This window comes from Methylobacterium sp. WL6 (genome assembly GCF_008040095.1).
Taxonomy (GTDB): Bacteria; Pseudomonadota; Alphaproteobacteria; order Rhizobiales; family Beijerinckiaceae; genus Methylobacterium.
The window spans coordinates 1-19,387 of record NZ_VRVH01000072.1 but is presented as its reverse complement, the minus strand read 5'-3'; the positions used below and the strand labels follow the sequence as shown (position 1 = coordinate 19,387).

Sequence of the window (19,387 nt, the reverse complement as noted above, 5' to 3'; positions counted from 1 at the left end):
ACCGCGACGTCGGCCTCGTCCGCCACGACGGCCGCGGAGGCCCGCGGCAGGGCGAGGTCGACGCGGGTGCCGTGCCCGACCCGGCTGTCGATCCGCAGGCGACCGTGGGATTGCTGGGCGAGGCCGAACACCATCGCGAGGCCGAGGCCGGTGCCCTGGCCGACGGCCTTGGTGGTGAAGAACGGCTCGCAGACCCGCGCCAGGATCTCCGGTGGGATGCCTTCGCCGGCATCGCTCACCGATACGCCGACATAGGCGCCGCTCCGCACGTCCGGATCGTCCTCGATCGTCAGCGCCGCCGTCTCGATGACGATCACGCCGCCCTCGCGCATGGCGTCGCGGGCGTTGATGCAGAGGTTGAGGATCGCAAGCTCGAGCTGGTCGGGGTCGACCTGAACCGGGCCGAGATCGCTGCCGAGCCTGGTCTCGACGGTGACGAGCCCGCCGAGGCTGCGCCCGAGCAGCGCCGACATGCCCTCGACGAGGGCGTTCACGTCGGTCGGCCGGGCACGCAGGTCGTTGGCGCGGCTGAAGCTCAGCAGGCGCTTGGTCAGCGAGGCGCCGCGCTCGGCCGCGCCCCGCGCGTTCTCGATCAGCCGCAGCACGCGGGGCTGCTCATGGACCTTCGGCGCGGCGAGCTCGAGGCTGCCGAGGATCGCGGTCAGCAGGTTGTTGAAGTCGTGCGCGATGCCGCCGGCGAGGGTGCCGAGCGCTTGCATCTTGTCGGACTGGCGCAGGCGGGCCTCGAAGCCCTTCTGCTCGGTGACGTCGCGCTCGATCGTGGCGAGATGCGCGATCGCGCCGGAGGGGCCGCGGATCGGGACCCGGACCACGTGGCTCCAGCGCTCGGCGCCGATCGGCCCTTCCGCGGAGACGACGTCGCCGACCTCGCCCGAGCGGATCGCGGCGGCGTCGGCCTCGGCGCTCTCGGCGGCGCGCGTCCCGGGCAGCTCGGCTTCGCTGCGGCCGAGGCAGCCCGCAACGTCGAGGCCGAGCAGCGCCGCCTTTCGGTCGTTGAGGCGCAGGAAGCGCCCGGCCGCGTCCTTGAACGAGATCGCGTCCTCGGAATGGTCGAGCAGGCCGCGCAGCAGGGCCCGCTCGGTGGCGAGTTCCCGCCCGAGCGCATGGCGCTCGAAGGCGTTGCGCACGGTGCCGCGCAGAAGGTCCGCGTCCCAGGGCTTGGCGACGTAGCCGCTGATCCCGCCGCGGTTCAGCGCGCCGATCACGGCGGTGATGTCGGCGTACCCGGTGAGCAGGATCGCCTGGGCTTCGTGGAACCCGCGCATCTCGGCCAGCAGCGCGTCGCCGGTCATGCCGGGCATGCGCTGGTCGGACAGGACGACGGCGATGTCGGGATCGTCGCGCAGGATGGCGAGGGCGTCCGCCGGCTTCGTCGTCGTGACGATGCGGTAGGTGTCCTCGAACAGGTCCTCGAGGGCGATCAGGATGTCCGGCTCGTCGTCGACGGCCAGGATCGTGCCTCTGGTCATACGGTCGCCGTCTGCCTCGGAATCCCGATCACGAAGCAGGCCCCGCCGCCGGGAGCCGTCTCCACCGTGAGCGAGCCGCTATGCGCCTGAACCACGCTGTAGGCAATCGCGAGGCCGAGCCCGGTCCCGGCCCCGACCGGCTTGGTGGTGAAGAACGGCTCGAAGATCTTCTCGCGCAGGTCCTCGGGGATGCCGGGGCCGGTGTCGCTGATCCGGATCAGGTCGGTCTCGGGCGTGGTCTCGGTGACGACGCGGATCCGCCCGCCCTCGGGCATCGCGTCGGCGGCGTTGCCGAGGATGTTCATCACCACCTGGTTGAGCAGCGCCGGGGTGCAATGGATCTCGGGGCGCCCCGCGAAGTCGCGCTCGACGGCGATGCGCGAGCCGAGCTTGTGCTGGATCAGCGCCAGCACCGTCTCGATCGCCTCCGGCACGTTGACCAGGGAGCGCTCGCCCTCGTCGAGCCGCGAGAACTTGCGCAGGTTCAGGACCAGGTCCTGGATGCGGGTCAGGCCCATGCGCATCGCACCGACGCGGTCGCGCGCCTCGAGCACCGCGACGGACAGGCCGGCGGCGATCAGCGTCCGCGCGGCGGCGATCCCGGCAGCGCCCGCGCCGACCACGATCACGTCCGGGTCCGCGGGCAGCGGGGCGAGCCTGGGCGCGACGCTCGGCCGGAACCGGGCATGCGGGGGTGCCGTCTCGTGCATCGAGGTCATTGCGCGGATCGCGATCCTTCTCGTCGTTCTCATTCCGGATCCGTCGCGCGTTTCGGCCAACCCGCCGGCCCGAGGCCGACGAGACGCAAGCGGTGCTCTTGCGGCGGACGGATCGGGACACCACAACCGCGATGCGCCGATCGGCGGCGGGAGACGGGATCACGGCATGCTCATCCAGGCGGCGCTCGCGGCCCTGCGCCAGACCTTCTCCCCGCCGCTCCGTGCGATCCTGTGGAAGTCGCTCGGGTTGACGCTCGCCATCCTGGCGCTGGCCTGGTTCGGGCTGACGCGGTTGATCCAGTGGTTCCAGGCGAGCCACCACATCTCGCAATCCTACCCCATCCTCGACAGCCTCGCCTACTTCCTGGCCGGGTTCGGGCTGTTCGTCGCGCTGGCCTACCTGATGCCCGCGATCTCGATCCTGGTGGCGGGGTTCTTCCTCGACGACGCCGCCGAGATCGTCGAGCGCACCGACTTCCCCGACGACCCGCCCGGCCGCCTGATGCCGTGGGGCGCGGCGATGCTCTACGCCCTGCGCTTCGCCGGCCTGACCCTGCTGGTGAACCTTGCTGCGCTGATCATCTTCTTCGTGCCGGTGATCGGGCTGGCGGCCTTCTTCGCCGCCAACGCCTACCTGCTGTCGCGCGAGTATTTCGAGATGGCTGCGGCCCGCTACCGGCCGCTGGCGGAGGCCGGCGCGATGCGCCGGACGTTCTCGGGCACGACGATCGCGGCGGGCTGCCTGCTGGCCGGGATGATGGTTGTCCCGGTGCTCAACCTGCTGACGCCGCTGTTCGGCATCGCGCTGATGGTCCACGTCCACAAGCGGCTGGCGCACCGCCTGCCGGCCCCCGCCCTGCAGGGACGGCTCCGGTAGCGGCCTAGCTCCGGCTGCCCCAGCGCCGGCCCATGCCGGGCGAGCCGCCGGCGTCGGCCCCGATTGCCGGACCGGACGCCCGCATCGGACGGTGCTGCGAGCCCTCGCCCATCGGGGTCGGCGCGATCGAGTCGGGTATCTCGGCCTGCTCCTCGGTGCCGCGGCCCTTGGCGAACTGCCCGGCGGCTCGGAAGCGCCAGAGATAGCCCGGCACCACCGCCTCGGCGGCGGTCGGCTGGATGCCGAGCCCCTCGAAGCTGCGGCCCTCCGCCTTGGCGGCCTCCGAGACGACGTTGTCGTTCTGCAGCAGAACGACCTGATCGCGGGTGAGCTTGAGGTCGGCCGGCAGCAGCCCGAACGTCAGGGTGTCGGCGATCTCCATGGCACGGGCCTGGATCTTGGCGATCGGCAGCGGCAGCGACACCACCATGCGCTTGCGCATCGTCGTTTCGAGCATGTAGCGCACGAGGTGATCCAGCGTCGCGACCTCGGGTCCGCCAAGCTCGTAGACCTTGCCGCCGGGCACGCGTCCGTCGGTAACCAGCGCGATCGCCTCGGCGACGTCGCCGACGAAGACGGGCTGGAAGCGCGACTCGGCCCCGGCCAGCGGCAGCACCGGCAGGAACCGGGCGAGGCTGGCGAAGCGGTTGAAGAAGCTGTCGCCCGGCCCGAAGACCAGGGAGGGCCGGAACACGACGGCGTCGGGTCGTGCGGCGAACACCGCAGCCTCGCCCTCGGCCTTGGTGCGGGCATAGCGCGATTCGGAGTTCGGATCGGCGCCGATCGCGGACACGTGGATCATCGCGGCGCCGACCTTGGCCGCCGCCCGCGCGATCAAGCCGGGGCCTTCGGCCTGGAGGCGCGAGAAGCTCTGGGCGCCGGTTTCCTGAAGGATGCCGACGAGGTTGATCACCACGTCCGCACCCTCGACCGCCCGCACGACCGAATCGGGGTATCGCAGGTTCGCCTGCACGGCGACGATCTGGCCGACCTTCCCGAGCGGCTGCAGGAACAGGGCGAGATCGGGACGGCGGACGGCGACCCGGATGCGGTAGCCGCGCTTGGCCAGCGCCCGAACCACGTGCCGGCCGAGGAAGCCCGAGCCGCCGAAGATGGTGACCAACTGCGAAGCGGGCCGCGTCAGGGACGGGGTCAGTAGGACGGTGTTCGGAGTGCTGGAGCCGGTCATCGCCTCGTCTCGGTCTGTGGGGCCTGCGGGCTCGGGGGCATCGCCACCCCCGGTCCGCCGTTCCTTAGACCATTTTTACCGGTCGCACGCGCCGGGCGGGCGACGAAACGACGATCTTGAACGTCGCATCCTGCAGGCGCGTACCGCCCGTCCCCGAATGGATCAGCGATCGGTCCGCAGGAGCCAACCAAGGCCGAATGCGGCGGCTGCGACGATCGCCAGGGTAGCGCCCTTGTTCTCCTCGGCGCGTTTCGCGACGTGGCGGCCATGGTGCTCCGCCCGGCCGCGGTAATGACGTCCGCGGCTCACGGCCTCGTCGGCGATGGCGCGGCCGCGCTCGCTCGCTTCGTCGATGAAATGCTCGCCGTCGCGACGCCAGTCCCGCGCGGTCTCGCGCGCACGGCCGTAGGCGTTCTGCGCAACGCCCGCGGCCTGGTCGACGGCACCGTCGAGCTGGCGTCCGGCATCCCCGCCGACTGCACCCATCGCGGTCTTGGCGCGGCCGCGCAGGTTGCGCACGCCGCCTTCGAATCGATCCCGGTTCATGATCTCGTCCCTCGCATCGTGATCCGAAGGCCGGCAGCGCCGGTCTTCGCGGATGGGCACCGGGGCCGGCTCGCAGCCGCCCCGGTGCCGAGCGCTGGACGGATCAGATCTTCTTGACGGCGTCGGCGGCCTTCTGGGCCGCGCCCTTCACGCCGTCCTTGGCGTCGCCGACGGTCTTCTGGGCTTCGCCCTTCAGCTCCTGCGCCTTGCCCTCGGCCTGCAGCTTCTCGTTGCCGGTGACGTTGCCGACACCCTGCTTGACGTTGCCGACCGCCTCGTTGGCGAGGCCCTTGATCTTGTCCGTGGTGCTGCTCATCGGGACGCTCCCTGTGTGCTCAGCGATCCCGGCCCGGCCTCGCGACGACGCCGCGAAGCGTGACCGAACGCTGTCGGGATGTCCGAACGGCAAGCGCCCATGATGGTTCCAAATGCCCCCGCCACGCGCGAAAGCGTGATCGCCCGACGCTCGGGTCGGGCCCGATACGCGGCCCGACGTCTCGATCCGGCGGGGGGATGAGGCGGCCCGGCGGGACGCTTCGGCACCGACGCGCGGATCCTCCGCTAGATCTCGATCTCGGTCCCCACCTCCACCACCTGCCGCGTCGGCACGCCGAAGAAGGCGCCGGTGCGCTCGGCGTTGCGCTGCATGAAGGCGTAGAGGCTCTCGCGCCAGGGCTGCATCCCGCGGTCGTCGTTCTTCGGGATGATGGTCTCGTGGCCGATGAAGACCGTGAGGTCGTCGAGCATCTGCGGCGGCAGGCGGCGGTGCTCGACGGCGCAGGCCAGCCCATCGGGGATCGAGGCCTCCTCCATGAAGCCGTAGCGCAGGGTCACCCGGTAGAAGTCGGGCGCGAGGATCGTCACGTGGCTGCGCTCCTCGCGCGGCACGGTCGGGGTCTCCTCGTACTGGGCGGAGACGATCATCACCCGCTCCGGCAGGGCGTGGCTGCGCTCGACGAACCGCGACAGGTGCATCGGGATGCCGTGCATCGCCGCCGACAGGAACACGCCGGTTCCGCGGACCCGCACCAGGTCCTGGTGCTGGAGCGAGGCCAGGAACACGTCCTCGGGCTGGCGCAGGCCGACGCGGGCCTCCTCGACCAGCTGGTTGCCCCTGCGCCACGTCAGCATCATCAGCGCGACGAAGCCGGCGAGCACCAGCGGAAACCAGCCGCCCTCGAACAGCTTCACGCTGTTGGCCCCAAGGAAGACGAGGTCGATCAGCAGGAAGAAGCCGTTCACCGCCAGGATCGCCACGAGGTTGTAGCCCCATCGGCGAGCGATCAGCGCGGCGAGCAGCGTGGTGATCGCCATCAGCAGCGACACGGCAATGCCGTAGGCGCCGGCGAGCGCGTCGGACGATTCGAAGATCACGACGGCGGCGATGGTGGCGGCGGCGAGGAGCCAGTTCACCGCCGGCACGTAGATCTGCCCACGCTCCTCCGAGGCGGTCTGGACGATGTGCATCGGCGGCAGGAAGCCGAGCTGGACCGATTGCTGGGTCAGCGAGAACACACCCGAGATGATCGCCTGCGAGGCGATCACCGTCGCCATCGTCGCCAGCCCGATCAGCGGGTAATGCGCCCAGCCCGGCGCGAGCCGGTAGAACGGGTTCTCGATCGCGTCCGGCGAGGCCAGCAGCAGCGCGCCCTGGCCGAAATAGTTGATCACCAGGACCGGCAGCACCAGGGCAAACCACGCCACGCGGATCGGCCGGGCGCCGAAATGCCCGAGGTCTGCATACATCGCCTCGCCGCCGGTGACCGCGAGGAAGGCCGCGCCCAGCATCGCGAAGCTCACGTGCCAACCGGCATGGATCAAGAATTCCACCGCCTTCAGGGGGTTCGCCGCCTGCAGGATCTCCGGCTTGTGCAGAATGCCGCCGATCCCCATCAGCGTGAGGACGACGAACCACAGCAGCATCACCGGCCCGAAGATCCGCCCGATGAAGGCGACGCCCTTGCTCTGCACCAGGAACAGGGCGACGAGGATCGCGATCGTGATCGGCACGACGTAGCGGCCGAGCGCCGGCGCATCGACCTTCAGGCCCTCGATCGCCGAGAGCACCGAGATCGCCGGGGTGATCGCGCCGTCGCCGTAGAGAAGCGCCGCGCCGATCAGCCCGACGACGAGCAGCAGCGCCTTCCACGAGCGCGGCTTCGCATGGCGCGCGCCCAGCAGCGCCAGCATCGCGACGATGCCGCCCTCGCCGGCATTGTCGGCGCGCAGGATCAGCACCGCGTATTTCAGCGAGACGATCAGGATCAGCGCCCACAGGATCAGCGAGACCGCGCCGACCACCGCGATGGGGTCGGCGTTGCCGCCGCCGCTGGCGGCCCGCACCGCCTCCTTGAAGGCGTAGAGCGGGCTGGTGCCGATGTCGCCGTAGACGACCCCGAGCGCCCCGAGCAGCAGGGCCGGGCGGAACCTTCGTGCGGCGGCGGGCTCGGCGCCGCCCTCCGCACGGACATGACTTTCACTCACAGAACGCCCCGCCCTCGTCGTTTCGCGGCGCGACGCTAGCAGGCGCCCGGCGCCCGTCCATCGGAACCGTGCATCGCCGCCGACGATCGCGTCAATGTGTGTCGGCCCGACGTCAGATCAGGGCGGCGAGCGCATCCGGGCAGGGCGCATCCCGGGCGATGACGATCACCGGCACCTCGGCGTGGCGCGCGATCGCCTCGGCGACCGTCTCGGGCGGCGTCGGCGCGCCGGTGCTCTCGTTGACGACGATGGCGAGGACCGGGATGTCGGCCGCCCGGCAGGTCTCGTAGGCCGTCAGGGCGTGGCTGATCGCCCCGAGATAGCTGCCCGAGATGAGGATCGCCGGGCAGGCGAGCGACCACAGCCAGCCGAGGCCGGTCGCCTCCTGGGTCACCGGGCTCATCAGGCCGCCGACGCCCTCGACGATCAGCGTGCCCGTCGCGGCCTCCATCCGCTCCAGGCACCACGTGACGATGTCCTCGAGGACGGGCGCTTGGCCCTCGAGAGCGGCCGCCTGGTCGGGGGCGAGCGGCGCCGCGAAGCGCCACGGCGAGCAGGCCGCGACGGCGGCGGCCGTGACCGCGATCCCCTGGGCCGCCAGGAGCTGCGCCGTATCGCTGCCGGAAAAATCCGGGTCGCCCATCGGCGGCACGCCGCTCGCGACGGGCTTCAGCGCCCGCACGTCGCGTCCGTCGGCGCACAGGCGCCGCACGATCGCCGCGGTGACGTAGGTCTTGCCGATCTCGGTGCCGGCGCCCGCGATGAAGACGGTCGTCATGGATGATGGATCCCGCGGCGCACCGGTTCTCGCGATGGCGACCGTCCGCCGCCTATCGATCGAGGCCGAACGAAACGTCGCCCGCACATCCCATCCCAGGTCATCCCGGACCCGCCTTTCAGCGCCCCGGGATGACGGGGCGGGTGGAGCGCCCCTGAACGAGAACCCTACGGACGGGAGCGCCGTGACGAGAGCAGGCGCTCAGGCCGTGAAGCTGCCGTGGCAGTGCTTGAACTTCTTGCCAGAGCCGCAGGGGCAGGGCTCGTTGCGGCCGACCCGGCCCCAGGTGGTCGCGTCGTCGGGGTCGCGCTCCAGCACGGCCCCGTCGGCCGACAGCCCCTGGGCGGCGTAGCCGTAGGCCGGCCCGCCGCCGCCGTCGCTCCCGGTGCCGCGGCCGGCATAGTCCATCTCGTTCTCGCCGGTGACCGGATCGAGGTGCTGGGCGAACATCTGCGGCAGGCCGGGGGATGGCCCGAACGGGTTCGCCTGGGCTTCCGGCTCCTGGAACATGATCTCGACGCGCGAGAGCTGGCTGGTGACCTGCTCGCGCAGCTGCGTGACGAGGCCGTTGAACAGGTCGAAGGCCTCGGACTTGTACTCGTTCAGCGGGTCGCGCTGGGCGAAGCCGCGCCAGCCGATCACCTGGCGCAGGTGGTCGAGCGTCACGAGGTGCTCGCGCCAGAGGTGATCGAGGGTCTGCAGGAGCACCTGCTTCTCGATGTAGGTCGTCACCTCGGCACCGTTCTTCTCGGCGCGGGCGGCGTAGGCGGTGTCGGCGGCCTTCTTCAGGCGCTCGCGCATCTCCTCGTCGGCGATGCCCTCTTCCTTGGCCCAATCCTCGATCGGCTCGTCGAGGTTGAGGATCTCCGTCACGCGCTCGCGGAGGCCGGCGACGTCCCACTGCTCGGCGTAGGCGTTCTCGGGGATGTGGGTCGCGACGAGGTCGTCGATCGTGGCCTGGCGCATCTCCTCGACGGTCTCGGACACGCTGTCCTGGCCCATGAAGTCGCGGCGCTGCTCGAACACGACCTTGCGCTGGTCGTTCATGACGTTGTCGTACTTGAGCACGTTCTTGCGCATGTCGAAGTTGCGCGCCTCGACCTTCTGCTGCGCCTTCTCGATCGCCTTGTTGATCCACGGGTGGATGATCGCCTCGCCCTGCTCGAGGCCGAGCTTCTGCAGCATCCCGTCCATGCGGTCGGAGCCGAAAATGCGCATCAGGTCGTCCTGCAGCGACAGGAAGAACTTCGAGCGACCGGGATCGCCCTGGCGGCCCGAGCGGCCGCGGAGCTGGTTGTCGATGCGGCGCGATTCGTGGCGCTCGGTGCCGATGATGTAGAGGCCGCCCGGCAACGCCTTCTTGCGGCCGGCTTCCGGATCGGCCGGCTCGCCCGACGCCAGCACCTTGGTGCGGTTCTCGGCGATCTCGGCCTTGATCGCGGCGACCTTGGCGTCGCGCTCGGGGCCGTCCTCGAGGCCGGCGAGCTCCTTCTCGACGCGCATCTCGACGTTGCCGCCGAGCTTGATGTCGGTTCCGCGACCGGCCATGTTGGTGGCGATGGTGATCGCGCCGGGCACGCCGGCCTCGGCGACGATGTAGGCCTCCTGCTCGTGGAAGCGGGCGTTCAGCACCGCGAAGCGCTTGGTGACGCGGCCCTCGCGCGCGGCGGCGTAGACGTCTGTGAGCGCATTCGGATCGGAATAGTCGAGCAGGGTGAAGCCAGCCTTCTTGAGCAGCTCGGCGATCAACTCGGACTTCTCGATCGAGCCGGTGCCGACCAGGATCGGCTGGTGGCGCGCATGCGCCGTCTCGATCTCCTCGATGATGCCGGCGTACTTCTCCTCGACGGTGCGGTAGACCTGGTCGTCCTCGTCGACGCGCTCGACCTCCTTGTTGGTCGGAATGTCGACGACCTCGAGCTTGTAGATCTCGGCGAACTCGTCGGCCTCGGTCGAGGCCGTGCCGGTCATGCCCGCGAGCTTGTCGTAGAGGCGGAAGAAGTTCTGGAAGGTGATCGAGGCCAGCGTCTGGTTCTCGGGCTGGATCGTCACCCGCTCCTTCGCCTCGAGAGCCTGGTGCAGGCCCTCCGAGTAGCGCCGGCCCTGCATCATGCGGCCGGTGAACTCGTCGATGATCACCACCTCGTCGTTTTTGACGATGTAGTCCTTGTCCCGGGTGAACAGCGTGTGGGCGCGCAGCGCCTGGTTCACGTGGTGGACGATGGTGACGTTGTGGCCGTCGTAGAGGTCGCCGTCCTTGAGGATGCCGGCGTCGCGCAGCGCGTCCTCGATGAACTCGTTGCCCTCCTCGGTCAGCGAGACGGTGCGCTGCTTCTCGTCGAGGTCGTAGTGCGAGGGCACAAGCATCGGCATCAGCGCGTCGACGGTGACGTAGAGCTCTGAGCGGTCGTCGACGGGGCCGGAGATGATCAGCGGCGTGCGCGCCTCGTCGATCAGGATCGAGTCGACCTCGTCGACGATCGCGAAGTTGTGCCCCCGCTGCGCCAGCTGGGACATCTCGTACTTCATGTTGTCGCGCAGGTAGTCGAAGCCGTACTCGTTGTTCGTCCCGTAGGTGATGTCGCAGGCGTAGGCTTCCTTGCGCTGCTCGTCGTCGAGGCCGTGCACGATGGTGCCGACGGTCAGCCCGAGGAAGCGGTAGACCTGCCCCATCCACTCCGCGTCGCGGGCGGCGAGGTAGTCGTTGACGGTCACGACGTGGACGCCCTTGCCCGACAGCGCGTTGAGGTAGACCGGCAGCGTCGCCACCAGCGTCTTGCCCTCGCCGGTCTTCATCTCGGCGATGCCGCCCTCGTGCAGCACCATGCCGCCGATCAACTGCACGTCGAAGTGGCGCTGGCCGAACACGCGCTTGGCCGCCTCGCGCACGGTGGCGAAGGCGGGAACGAGGATGTCGTCGAGGCTCTTGCCGGCCGCGAGCTCGGCCTTCAGCATGTCGGTGCGGCCGCGCAGGGCCTCGTCCGACAGCACCTGGATCTCGGCTTCGAGCTCGTTGATCGCCGCGACGCGGGGACGATAGCCCTTCACGCGCCGGTCGTTCGACGAGCCGAAAATCTTCTTGGCGAGGGCACCGAGCATCGTGAACCTGCAAACGGGAAAGCCCGTCGGCGGTCTCCCGCAGACGGCTGGCCTTGGCTGAGTTGGCCGGGCTTATAGAGGTAAATATCGCGGGCCGCATCTAAAAGAGGCCGGCGCGCGATGGGCTGCGCAGAGGCGCTTCGGCCCGGATCCGAATCAGTGCCGCCTCGCGCGGCCCGTTCGCGGGCGGCCGTCGCCCGCGGCGTCAGTTGACTTCGCAGAACCCCACGCCGGCGCCGACGATGCGGTCCGACGGGCACCACGGGCCGGCGACCCGCACCGGATGCGGCGACGGCTTCGCACGCTCCGCGATCGGCGCGACGGCGACGGGCGCGACGGCGACGGGCGTCAGCCCACGCACCGTCTCCCGTGCCTGCGTCCACGGCTCCGTCCGCGGCGACGCCGGCTCCGTCGCGCGAGGCGGTGCGATCGGCAAGGGAACGCCAGCGCTTGCGATGCGCTCGGCCGCGCGCGGCGGGACCGGAGCCGCAGCGGACGCGCTGCCGATTCCGAGGCGCAGGCGGAACCCGCGTGCCTCGGCGGAGGACGGCGTCGCCGCGAACGCGAAAGCGGTCGAAGCCGCGAGCACGATCCATCCGATCTGCGAGATCCTGCGCATCCGCCCCTCCGTCGATCCGGCAAGCCTGTGCCGGCGCGCGTTCACGAAGGCTCAAGAAACGGAGTCAACGGAATGCTTTCCCCGTGACGGGCGAGGACGGGCGGACGCGACGGCGATGGACCGCGCGCGCATCCTTTCCTCATCTGCGCCGTGCTCCTGCGACCTCATTTCCGTCATCCCTTGCGCCTTGCCTTTGCGTGCGACGCGAGCCACCTGTCTCGCCGATTCCCGCGGCTGCGATGCCGCTTCCTCGAAGCCCCGTGCGAGACCGTCCGGCGCCGTGCCGCGACGGGTCGGGGCGAAACCGTCTAGGAACGCCAACGCCATGTCGAAGACCCAGACCCTCCGCGGCGCGAGCGCGCTCGCCCTGGCGCTCGCGCTCGGCGGCACCGCCTCCGCGCAGACGCCGACCCCGGCGGCGCAGCCCTCCGTCGCCGCCGCGGTGCTGCCCTCGCCCGACAGCGTCGTCGCCAAGGTGAACGGGATCCCGGTCACCGCCGGCGACATCGCGGTGGCGGCCGAGGATCCGGCCCTGTCGCTGCCGGGCGTCGACGATGCGCAGAAGAAGGGCCTGCTGGTCGACTACATGCTCGACCTCAAGGTCGGCGCGCAGGCGGCGGACGCCGCCAAGATCGGCGACACGCCGGACTTCAAGCGCAAGCTCGCCTACTTCCGCGACAAGCTCCTCCTCGACGAGCACCTGGAGCGCGAGGCCAAGAAGGCGGCGACGCCCGAGGCGGCCCACGCGCTCTACGACCAGTCCGCCAAGCTGATGAAGCCGGAGGAGGAGATCCACGCCCGCCACATCCTCGTGGAGAACGAGGCCGAGGCGAAGAAGATCGCCGCACGGATCAAGGGCGGCGAGGACTTCGCCAAGGTCGCCGCCGAGACCACCAAGGATGCCGGCTCGAAGGCCGAGGGCGGCGACCTCGGCTGGTTCTCGAAGGACCGGATGGTGAAGGAATTCGCCGACGCCGCCTTCAAGCTGCAGCCCGGGCAGGTTTCCGATCCGGTCAAGTCCCAGTTCGGCTGGCACGTCATCAAGGTCGAGGAGAAGCGCAACAAGCCCGTGCCGACCTTCGACGAGCTAAAGGAGCAGATCGATCAGGCGCTGATCCGCAAGGCGCAACAGGATCTGATCCTGAAGCTCCGCGCCGACGCCAAGGTCGAGCGCTTCGACGAGAACGGCAAGCCGATCGCCGCGCCGGCCCCGGCCTCCGAGGAGCTGAAGAAGCCCTGACCGCGGCGGCCGCCCGACGTTCGCTCGCGCCGAAGCGTGGCAGCCGCGGGCTTCGGCGCGGCTCGCCGCGTCTGAGATGTGATGACGGACCGCTCATGCACGGAATTTGCGCCTAAGGATCAACATTTTCGCAAGGATCGTGTGAAAGAGTGCCCAATGATCGGGGCGGCAGGAAAATCATCGCGATGCCGTCGGAGCAGGTTCTGCTGAAGCCTCGCCTGGCACCGATGATCTGGCTCACCGAGACCGCGGCGCCGGTCTGCGTCGAGATCAGCGACGGGCTGCGGCGGACGTTGTTCCGGCGAATGTCCTCGCTGATCTCCGGCTCCCTCGTCGGGCTGATCATCATCGCGATCCTGCCGTACCGGAACCCGATCCCGGCATTCTTCGCCTGGGCGGCCGTCGATACGATCCTGGTCCTGTTCCGTTTCGCCGTCATCGGCCGGTTGATGCGGATCCTCCGAGATCCCTCGCTCCGCCGTCCGAGGGACACCCTCGTCGTCGATGCCTTCGTCGCCGGCAGCGTGCTGTGATGCGCGCAGATCGGCGTCGGCGCCTTCCTCTGCATGAGCTTGGGCGATCCCGTTCTGGCCGTGTTCGGCACCATGCTGTCGACCGGGATCGTCGGGGCGATGTGCGCGCGCAATCCCGGCTCGCCGCGCATGGTCAAGCTGCAGATGGTCCTGATCATCGTGCCCTACGCGGCCGGCGCTGCGATGGGGCCGGAGCCGTGGCTGTGGCCGATCGCGCTCATCGCCCCGCTCTATCTATGGGGAACGATCAGCATCAACCGGGAACTCCACATCGATTACCTCAAGATGCTGATGGCCCAGCAGGAAAGCAGCCACCTCGCCCTTCACTGCAGCCTGACCGGCCTGCCGAACCGCAACTCCTTCAAAGCGCGCCTCAAGGCGGCCGAGCGGAACGCTTCGGTGCTCTTCCTCGACCTCGACGGCTTCAAGGCGGTGAACGACCAGCACGGGCATCCGGCGGGCGATGCGCTCCTGACGGCCGTCGGCGAACGGATCCGCGGCTGCGTGCCGGATCCCGCCGACGTCGCGCGGCTCGGCGGCGACGAGTTCGCGATCCTAGTCCATGCCGACGACGAGCGCACGATCGCGGCGATCGCGACCCGCCTGATCGCCGAGGTGGCACGACCCTACGCCTTGCCGACGGGGTTGGTCGTCCGGGTCGGCCTCAGCATCGGCATCGCGACCCGGCGCGACGCGGACACCGACCCGATGCTCCTCCTGCCGGAAGCCGATCAGGCCCTCTACGAGGCGAAGCGGGCCGGCAAGGGCACTATCGCTGGTTCCAGCCGGCGAACGACGCCGACCTCTCCAGCCAAGTCCGAGAGCTTCGCGACATGCTCCCGAAGGCGCAGACCGACCGCGAGCACGGCTTCGAGGCCAGTCTCTCGGTCACGCGCGCCTAGATCGAGGCGAGCCGACCTCCCGGCCGTCGCCGAACCGAGCGCGGCCTCACTTCACGTCGGGCGTCAGGTAGGAGGAGGTCGCCGGGCGGGCGGCGCCGACGATCCCGAGTGCAGCCAGCTCGTCGGTGCGCCGGCGCGACGCCAGGATGTCGAGCACCGCGACGACCAGCCAGGGACACGCGATCCCGATGAAGAACGCCATCTCATCACCCTTGCTGATCCGGCCCGCCCGGTGTCGAGGGCTGGATGATAGCCCGGCGCCGGGGCTTCGCAAGATGTCGTGCGGGTCGATACGGGTGATCAGACCCAGCCCTGCAACTCCCGCCGCACCACGGTCTCGATCACCTTCATGCCGAGGTCGCTGTCGTTGAGGCAGGGGATGTAGGCGAAGCGCTCGCCGCCGTTGTCCTCGAAGTAGTGCCGGTTCTCGCCGTCGAGCTCTTCCAGCGTCTCCAGGCAGTCGGCGGTGAAGCCCGGCGCGACGATCGCCATGCGCTTCACCCCGGATTTCGCGAGCGTCTGCACGGTCTCGTCGGTGTAGGGCTTGAGCCATTCCTCGTTGCCGAAGCGCGACTGGAAGGTCGTCCGCATCCGCTCGGTCGAGAAGCCGAGCTCTTCGCGGATCAGGCGGCCGGTCTTCACGCACTGGCAGTGATAGGGGTCGCCCTTGAGCAGGTAGCTCTTCGGCACGCCGTGGAACGAGGTGAGGATCACCTCCGGCTCGAAATCGAGCTTGGCCAACCCCTCGCGGATCGAATCGGCCATCGCACGGATGTAGACGGGGTCGTCGTGGTACGGCGCCGAGACCCGCACGGTCGGCTGCCAGCGCATCTGCATCAGCGCCTTGAACGCCTGGTCGCAGGCGGTGGCCGAGGTCGCGGCGGCGTATTGCGGGTAGAGCGGCACCAGCAGGATGCGGTCGCAGCCCTGATCGAGCAGGGCCTGGATCCGCAGGGCGACCTCGGGCTTGCCGTAGCGCATCGCCCAGTCGACCACGACCTTGTCGCCCATCATCGCCTGCAGGCGCTCGGCCTGGCCGCGGGTGATGGTCTTGAGCGGGCCCTCGTCGCGCTCGTTGTTCCACACGCTCGCGTAGTCCTTGCCCTTCGGGCCGGGACGCTTGGTCAGGATGATCAGGTTGAGCAGCGGCCACCAGATCAGGCGCGGCACCTCGATCACCCGGCGGTCGGACAGGAACTCCTTGAGGTAGCGGCGCATCGGCCAGTAGCTCGTGCCCTCCGGCGTGCCGAGGTTCATCAGCAACACGCCGACACGGCCCCAGCGGACCGTGGGGTGATCGGCCGGAAGGGTGCCCGCGCCGGCCGCACGGCTCGGCTCGACGGTGGAGACGGCCGACAGGGACGCCGGTTCGACGCGTTCGTTCATGGTGAGGTTCTCGGCCATGGCGGCCGCTTCCTGTCCTGGGCCGCCGGGCGCGCGGCGACGGTGAGGCCGCGCGCCCGCATGACGGCGGTGCTGTTGTGCGGGATCGGATATCTAACTAGAGCACGAAGCCTGCCAGCGAAGGTCCGGCCGACGAGAGCGCGACATGCAGTCTCCCCGCTACTTCCTGAACCACTTTATGCCGTTCACCGGCTACCCCTACACGGGGGCGCCCACGGCCTGCAATCTGTGCGGCTCCACGGAGAGCGTCACCGTGGCGGAGACCGATCGACGCCTGAAGACGCTGAAGTCGATCGCCTGCGCCGAATGCGGCCTGATCCGCACCGACCCGATGCCGACGCCGGCCGAGCTGGCGGATTACTACGCCCACGCCTACCGCGCCGACTACCAGCTCGCCTTCGCGGGCGGCCCGCCGCGGGTCCATCTCAAGCGCTCGGCGCGCGAGGCGGCGTTCCGGGCGGAACTGCTCGCGCCGAAGCTGGTGCCGGGCGCCCGCCTGCTCGATTTCGGCTCCGGATCGGGCGAGTTCCTGGCCGCCGCCCGGGCTCGGGGCTGCAAGGCGATCGGCGTCGAGCCGGGCCGCGACTATTCCGCCTATGCCCGCGCGACGCACGGCGTCGAGGTGCTGGACGACGCCGCCGACGACCAGTTCGCACCGGGCACGTTCGACGTGATCACCACGCACCACGTCATGGAGCACCTGTGCGACCCGGCCGACGTGATGGAGCGGCTGGCACGCTGGCTGAAGCCCGACGGCGTGCTCTACGCCGCGGTGCCAAACATGGCCGCCACCGGCAAGCCGCCGCACGAGCGATTCCACTTCGCCCACGTCCACGGCTTCGTGCGCGACACCTTCGACCTCACCGCACGCCGCGCCGGCCTCGTGCCCGACACCAATTACTGGCGCGAGGACACGACGGTGGTCTACCGCAAGACCGATGCGCCGCCGGTGCCGATCCGCGCGCCCGGCCTCGCCCAGCGCCTCGCCGAGGAGCTAAAGCCGATGCCGGCCGCGGCCTACCTCGCTTCCGGCGCCTGGATCTGGCCGATGGTCCGCCGCAACGCCAAGGCGGTGCGCGAGACCTTCTCGGCCCGCTAGGACATCGTCTGCGGGCGGGCCGGGCTTCACCGCGCGCGAAGATGCTTTAAGGACCGTCGTGCGCGCGTCACGTCGGCGGGGGTAGGCTGGGCTTTTCCGCCAAGACGCAACGCCATGCCTCGCCCCAATCGCCGCCAGACCTTCGGTCTCGGCATCGGCGCCGGCCTTTCGGCCGGCCTGCCCGCCATCGCGAACGCGACCGAGCCAACGGCGCCCGAGCCGACGCTGACGCTGCTCCTCGTCAACGACGTCTACCTGATGGGCGAGGTCGACGGGCGCGGCGGGTTCGCGCGGCTCAATGCGATCGTGAAGGCCGAGCGCGACCGCGGTGTCCCGGTGCTCTACGCCCATGCCGGCGACACCCTGTCGCCCTCGCTGATGTCGGGGTTCGACAAGGGCGCCCACATCGTCGACCTGCTGAACCTCGCCCCGCCGGACGTGTTCGTCCCCGGCAACCACGAATTCGATTTCGGGCCCGCCGTCTTCCGCGAGCGCATGGCCGCCGCCGCCTTCCCGTGCTTCGCCGCCAACCTGCGGGACGGGTCTGGCCGGCCGTTGCCGAGCCTGCGCGATCGGCAGATGCTCACCCTCGGCGGCCTGCACGTCGGCGTCACCGGCATCGCGTTGGCCGCGACGCCGGAGAAATCCCAGAGCGGCGATCTGCGCTTCGGGCCCGAGCTGGAGACGCTGGCCGCGCAGGCTGAGGCGCTGCGCGCCGACGGCGCGGATCTCGTCGTGGCGATCGTCCACACCGCGCGCGCGACCGATCTCGCGATGCTGGCGGCGGGCCATGCCGACATCCTTTTGTCGGGGCACGACCACGACCTCGTGGTGCAGTACGACGGGCGCCGCGTGCTCGCGGAGTCGAGCAGCGACGCGCATTACGTCACCGCCATCGACATCCACGCCAGCGTCTCGACGGCGGACGGCACGCGGCGCGTGACGTGGCGGCCGAGCTTCCGAATCCACGATTCGGCGACCGTCGCACCCGATCCGGATACGCTGACCCTCGTGCGCAAGCTCGAGGGCGACCTGTCGCGCCGGCTCGACGTGCCGGTCGGCGAGACCGCCTATCCGCTCGACAGCCGCATCGTCTCCGTGCGCGCCCGCGAGGCGAGCTTCGGGAGCCTCGTCGCCGACGCGCTGCGGGAGGCGACGGGCGCCGACATCGCGGTGATGAACGGCGGCGGCGTGCGCGGCGACCGCCTGTACCCGGCCGGCACGATGCTGACGCGGCACGACATCCTCACCGAGCTTCCGTTCGGCAACACCATCGTGTCGGTGGCGATCACCGGCGCCCAGGTCCGCGCGCTGCTGGAGGCGGGGTTTCGCGAGCTCGGCCGCCCGGCCGGCCGCTTCGCGCAGGTCTCGGGCCTGACCGTCCGCGTCGATCCCGATGCGCCGGCGGGCGACAAGATCGTCTCCGTCCGCGTCGGCGATGCGCCACTGGACCCGGCCCGGACCTACCGGGTCGCCGCCAACAACTTCCTCTACGAGGGGGGAAACGGCTACGGCGTGCTGGCTCGGGGGCGGACCTTGATCGGCGCGACGGATGGCGGGCTCGTCGCCACCGCCGTGATCGATTATGTCGCCCGCCACGCCCCGATCACCGTGACCGAGGGCGAACGCATCCTGATCGGCCGATGACCGAACCGACCGTCTCCGCAGCGCTCGCCGCGTTCCGGCAAAGCGCATCCCCGTGGCTCGCCTTGCCGTTCTTCACGGAGGGCGCGGCGGATATCGTGGCGGCACGGGTCGACGAACGGATCGCAGCCGGCGCGCAGGTCTTGCCCGCGCCCGGCAACATCTTTGCCGCCCTGGCGCTGACGCCGCTGCCCGCGGTGAAGGTCGTGATCCTCGGGCAGGATCCGTATCCGACGCCGGGCGACGCCAACGGGCTCGCCTTCTCCTATGTCGGCTCCCGGCGCCTGCCGGCCTCGCTTAAGGTGATCCTGGCCGAGGTCGAGCCGGGCAAGGCGACGCGCGGCGACCTCACGGCCTGGGCGCACCAGGGGGTGCTGCTCCTCAACAGCGCACTCACCGTCGAGGCGGGCCAGGCCGGGGCGCATCTTCGGTTCGGCTGGGCGAGGCTCGCCGACGAGGCGGTCGCGGCCGTCTCGGCGCGCGCCGAGCCCGCCGTGTTCCTCCTGTGGGGGGCACAGGCGCGGGCGCGGGCCGCGCTGATCGACCGATCGCGACACGGCGTGCTCGAATGCGGCCATCCGTCGCCGCTGAACCGGGCGCGCGACTTCCCCGGCTCGGACCCCTTCGGCCGGGCCAACGCGTGGCTCGCCGAGCATGGGTCGGCGCCGATCGCGTGGCGCCTTCCCTGACGGCTCCGTCCCGCAGCGTTACTGGGCGGGCTTCGGCGCCGGTGCCGGTGGCGCGGGCGTGTCGGCGCCGGCGCC

General features: G+C 70.3%; 17 protein-coding genes. 7 read left to right on the top strand and 10 right to left on the bottom strand.

Annotation, left to right across the window (positions count from 1 at the left end):
- Window positions 1-1,490: ATP-binding protein (locus tag FV230_RS12305; protein ID WP_147842595.1), on the bottom strand; the 1,490-nt coding region annotated here is incomplete at its 3' end.
- A complete protein-coding gene (locus tag FV230_RS12300) occupies window positions 1,487-2,200 on the bottom strand; it encodes a HAMP domain-containing sensor histidine kinase (protein ID WP_281408282.1) in 714 nt (237 codons plus the stop codon). The genes FV230_RS12300 and FV230_RS12305, both read right to left, overlap by 4 nt.
- 175 nt (window positions 2,201-2,375) lie before the next feature.
- On the opposite strand from FV230_RS12300, the gene FV230_RS12295 reads away from it, so the two are divergent.
- On the top strand, window positions 2,376-3,086 hold the full coding sequence (locus tag FV230_RS12295; protein ID WP_147842594.1) for a sulfate transporter family protein: 711 nt from the start codon (window positions 2,376-2,378) through the stop codon (window positions 3,084-3,086).
- Between the two features lie 4 nt (window positions 3,087-3,090).
- On the opposite strand, the gene FV230_RS12290 is transcribed toward FV230_RS12295, so the two are convergent.
- The 7 genes from FV230_RS12290 to FV230_RS29605 all read right to left on the bottom strand — a co-directional run bounded on the left by FV230_RS12290 (window position 3,091) and on the right by FV230_RS29605 (window position 11,543).
- On the bottom strand, window positions 3,091-4,275 hold the full coding sequence (locus tag FV230_RS12290; protein WP_147727209.1) for a complex I NDUFA9 subunit family protein: 1,185 nt from the start codon (window positions 4,273-4,275) through the stop codon (window positions 3,091-3,093).
- 162 nt (window positions 4,276-4,437) lie between these two features.
- Window positions 4,438-4,821 carry a CsbD family protein gene (locus FV230_RS12285; protein ID WP_147842593.1) on the bottom strand — a complete coding sequence of 128 codons (384 nt, stop codon included), beginning with the start codon at window positions 4,819-4,821 and terminating at the stop codon, window positions 4,438-4,440.
- A 103-nt stretch (window positions 4,822-4,924) separates the two neighbouring features.
- A complete protein-coding gene (locus FV230_RS12280; RefSeq protein WP_147727207.1) occupies window positions 4,925-5,137 on the bottom strand; it encodes a CsbD family protein in 213 nt (70 codons plus the stop codon).
- Window positions 5,138-5,382: 245 nt separating this feature from the next.
- Window positions 5,383-7,236 (bottom strand): KUP/HAK/KT family potassium transporter, encoded by a 1,854-nt coding sequence (locus FV230_RS12275; RefSeq protein ID WP_187275479.1) that lies wholly within the window; start codon window positions 7,234-7,236, stop codon window positions 5,383-5,385.
- Window positions 7,237-7,417: 181 nt separating this feature from the next.
- On the bottom strand, window positions 7,418-8,083 hold the full coding sequence (gene bioD / locus FV230_RS12270) for a dethiobiotin synthase (protein WP_147842591.1): 666 nt from the start codon (window positions 8,081-8,083) through the stop codon (window positions 7,418-7,420).
- A 201-nt stretch (window positions 8,084-8,284) separates the two neighbouring features.
- Window positions 8,285-11,182 carry a preprotein translocase subunit SecA gene (gene secA / locus FV230_RS12265; protein WP_147842590.1) on the bottom strand — a complete coding sequence of 966 codons (2,898 nt, stop codon included), beginning with the start codon at window positions 11,180-11,182 and terminating at the stop codon, window positions 8,285-8,287.
- Between the two features lie 205 nt (window positions 11,183-11,387).
- A complete protein-coding gene (locus FV230_RS29605) occupies window positions 11,388-11,543 on the bottom strand; it encodes a hypothetical protein (protein WP_187275477.1) in 156 nt (51 codons plus the stop codon).
- A 583-nt stretch (window positions 11,544-12,126) separates the two neighbouring features.
- Between FV230_RS29605 and FV230_RS12260 the strand changes: the two genes are divergently transcribed.
- From FV230_RS12260 to FV230_RS12250, 3 genes are all read left to right on the top strand, one after another.
- On the top strand, window positions 12,127-13,041 hold the full coding sequence (locus tag FV230_RS12260) for a peptidylprolyl isomerase (RefSeq protein WP_147842589.1): 915 nt from the start codon (window positions 12,127-12,129) through the stop codon (window positions 13,039-13,041).
- A 185-nt stretch (window positions 13,042-13,226) separates the two neighbouring features.
- Window positions 13,227-13,574 (top strand): hypothetical protein, encoded by a 348-nt coding sequence (locus tag FV230_RS12255; protein ID WP_147842588.1) that lies wholly within the window; start codon window positions 13,227-13,229, stop codon window positions 13,572-13,574.
- 33 nt (window positions 13,575-13,607) lie between these two features.
- The gene (locus FV230_RS12250; protein WP_147842587.1) at window positions 13,608-14,726 is read left to right on the top strand and encodes a GGDEF domain-containing protein; all 1,119 of its coding nucleotides are present in this window, start codon (window positions 13,608-13,610) and stop codon (window positions 14,724-14,726) included.
- Between the two features lie 50 nt (window positions 14,727-14,776).
- On the opposite strand, the gene hemH is transcribed toward FV230_RS12250, so the two are convergent.
- Window positions 14,777-15,862, bottom strand: a complete 1,086-nt coding sequence (gene hemH, locus FV230_RS12245) for a ferrochelatase (protein WP_147842596.1) — start codon at window positions 15,860-15,862, stop codon at window positions 14,777-14,779.
- Between the two features lie 163 nt (window positions 15,863-16,025).
- Between hemH and FV230_RS12240 the strand changes: the two genes are divergently transcribed.
- From FV230_RS12240 to FV230_RS12230, 3 genes are all read left to right on the top strand, one after another.
- Window positions 16,026-16,979 carry a class I SAM-dependent methyltransferase gene (locus FV230_RS12240; protein ID WP_147842586.1) on the top strand — a complete coding sequence of 318 codons (954 nt, stop codon included), beginning with the start codon at window positions 16,026-16,028 and terminating at the stop codon, window positions 16,977-16,979.
- A gap of 114 nt (window positions 16,980-17,093) precedes the next feature.
- On the top strand, window positions 17,094-18,626 hold the full coding sequence (locus FV230_RS12235; RefSeq protein WP_147842585.1) for a bifunctional UDP-sugar hydrolase/5'-nucleotidase: 1,533 nt from the start codon (window positions 17,094-17,096) through the stop codon (window positions 18,624-18,626).
- Window positions 18,623-19,312: a uracil-DNA glycosylase gene (locus FV230_RS12230; protein ID WP_147726939.1), complete on the top strand. Its 690-nt coding sequence runs from the start codon at window positions 18,623-18,625 to the stop codon at window positions 19,310-19,312. Before FV230_RS12235 ends, FV230_RS12230 begins: the two co-directional genes overlap by 4 nt.
- Window positions 19,313-19,387: the final 75 nt, after the last annotated feature.

Excerpts from the sequence above, each read along its gene's own strand:
- secA (WP_147842590.1), bottom strand. The coding sequence starts at position 11,182 with ATGCTCGGTGCCCTCGCCAAGAAGATTTTCGGCTCGTCGAACGACCGG.
- hemH (WP_147842596.1), bottom strand. The coding sequence starts at position 15,862 with ATGAACGAACGCGTCGAACCGGCGTCCCTGTCGGCCGTCTCCACCGTC.
- FV230_RS12230 (WP_147726939.1), top strand. The coding sequence starts at position 18,623 with ATGACCGAACCGACCGTCTCCGCAGCGCTCGCCGCGTTCCGGCAAAGC.
- FV230_RS12300 (WP_281408282.1), bottom strand. The coding sequence starts at position 2,200 with ATGCACGAGACGGCACCCCCGCATGCCCGGTTCCGGCCGAGCGTCGCG.
- FV230_RS12235 (WP_147842585.1), top strand. The coding sequence starts at position 17,094 with ATGCCTCGCCCCAATCGCCGCCAGACCTTCGGTCTCGGCATCGGCGCC.
- FV230_RS12250 (WP_147842587.1), top strand. The coding sequence starts at position 13,608 with ATGAGCTTGGGCGATCCCGTTCTGGCCGTGTTCGGCACCATGCTGTCG.
- FV230_RS12260 (WP_147842589.1), top strand. The coding sequence starts at position 12,127 with ATGTCGAAGACCCAGACCCTCCGCGGCGCGAGCGCGCTCGCCCTGGCG.
- FV230_RS12295 (WP_147842594.1), top strand. The coding sequence starts at position 2,376 with ATGCTCATCCAGGCGGCGCTCGCGGCCCTGCGCCAGACCTTCTCCCCG.
- bioD (WP_147842591.1), bottom strand. The coding sequence starts at position 8,083 with ATGACGACCGTCTTCATCGCGGGCGCCGGCACCGAGATCGGCAAGACC.
- FV230_RS12240 (WP_147842586.1), top strand. The coding sequence starts at position 16,026 with ATGCAGTCTCCCCGCTACTTCCTGAACCACTTTATGCCGTTCACCGGC.
- FV230_RS12280 (WP_147727207.1), bottom strand. The coding sequence starts at position 5,137 with ATGAGCAGCACCACGGACAAGATCAAGGGCCTCGCCAACGAGGCGGTC.
- FV230_RS12290 (WP_147727209.1), bottom strand. The coding sequence starts at position 4,275 with ATGACCGGCTCCAGCACTCCGAACACCGTCCTACTGACCCCGTCCCTG.
- FV230_RS12255 (WP_147842588.1), top strand. The coding sequence starts at position 13,227 with ATGCCGTCGGAGCAGGTTCTGCTGAAGCCTCGCCTGGCACCGATGATC.
- FV230_RS12285 (WP_147842593.1), bottom strand. The coding sequence starts at position 4,821 with ATGAACCGGGATCGATTCGAAGGCGGCGTGCGCAACCTGCGCGGCCGC.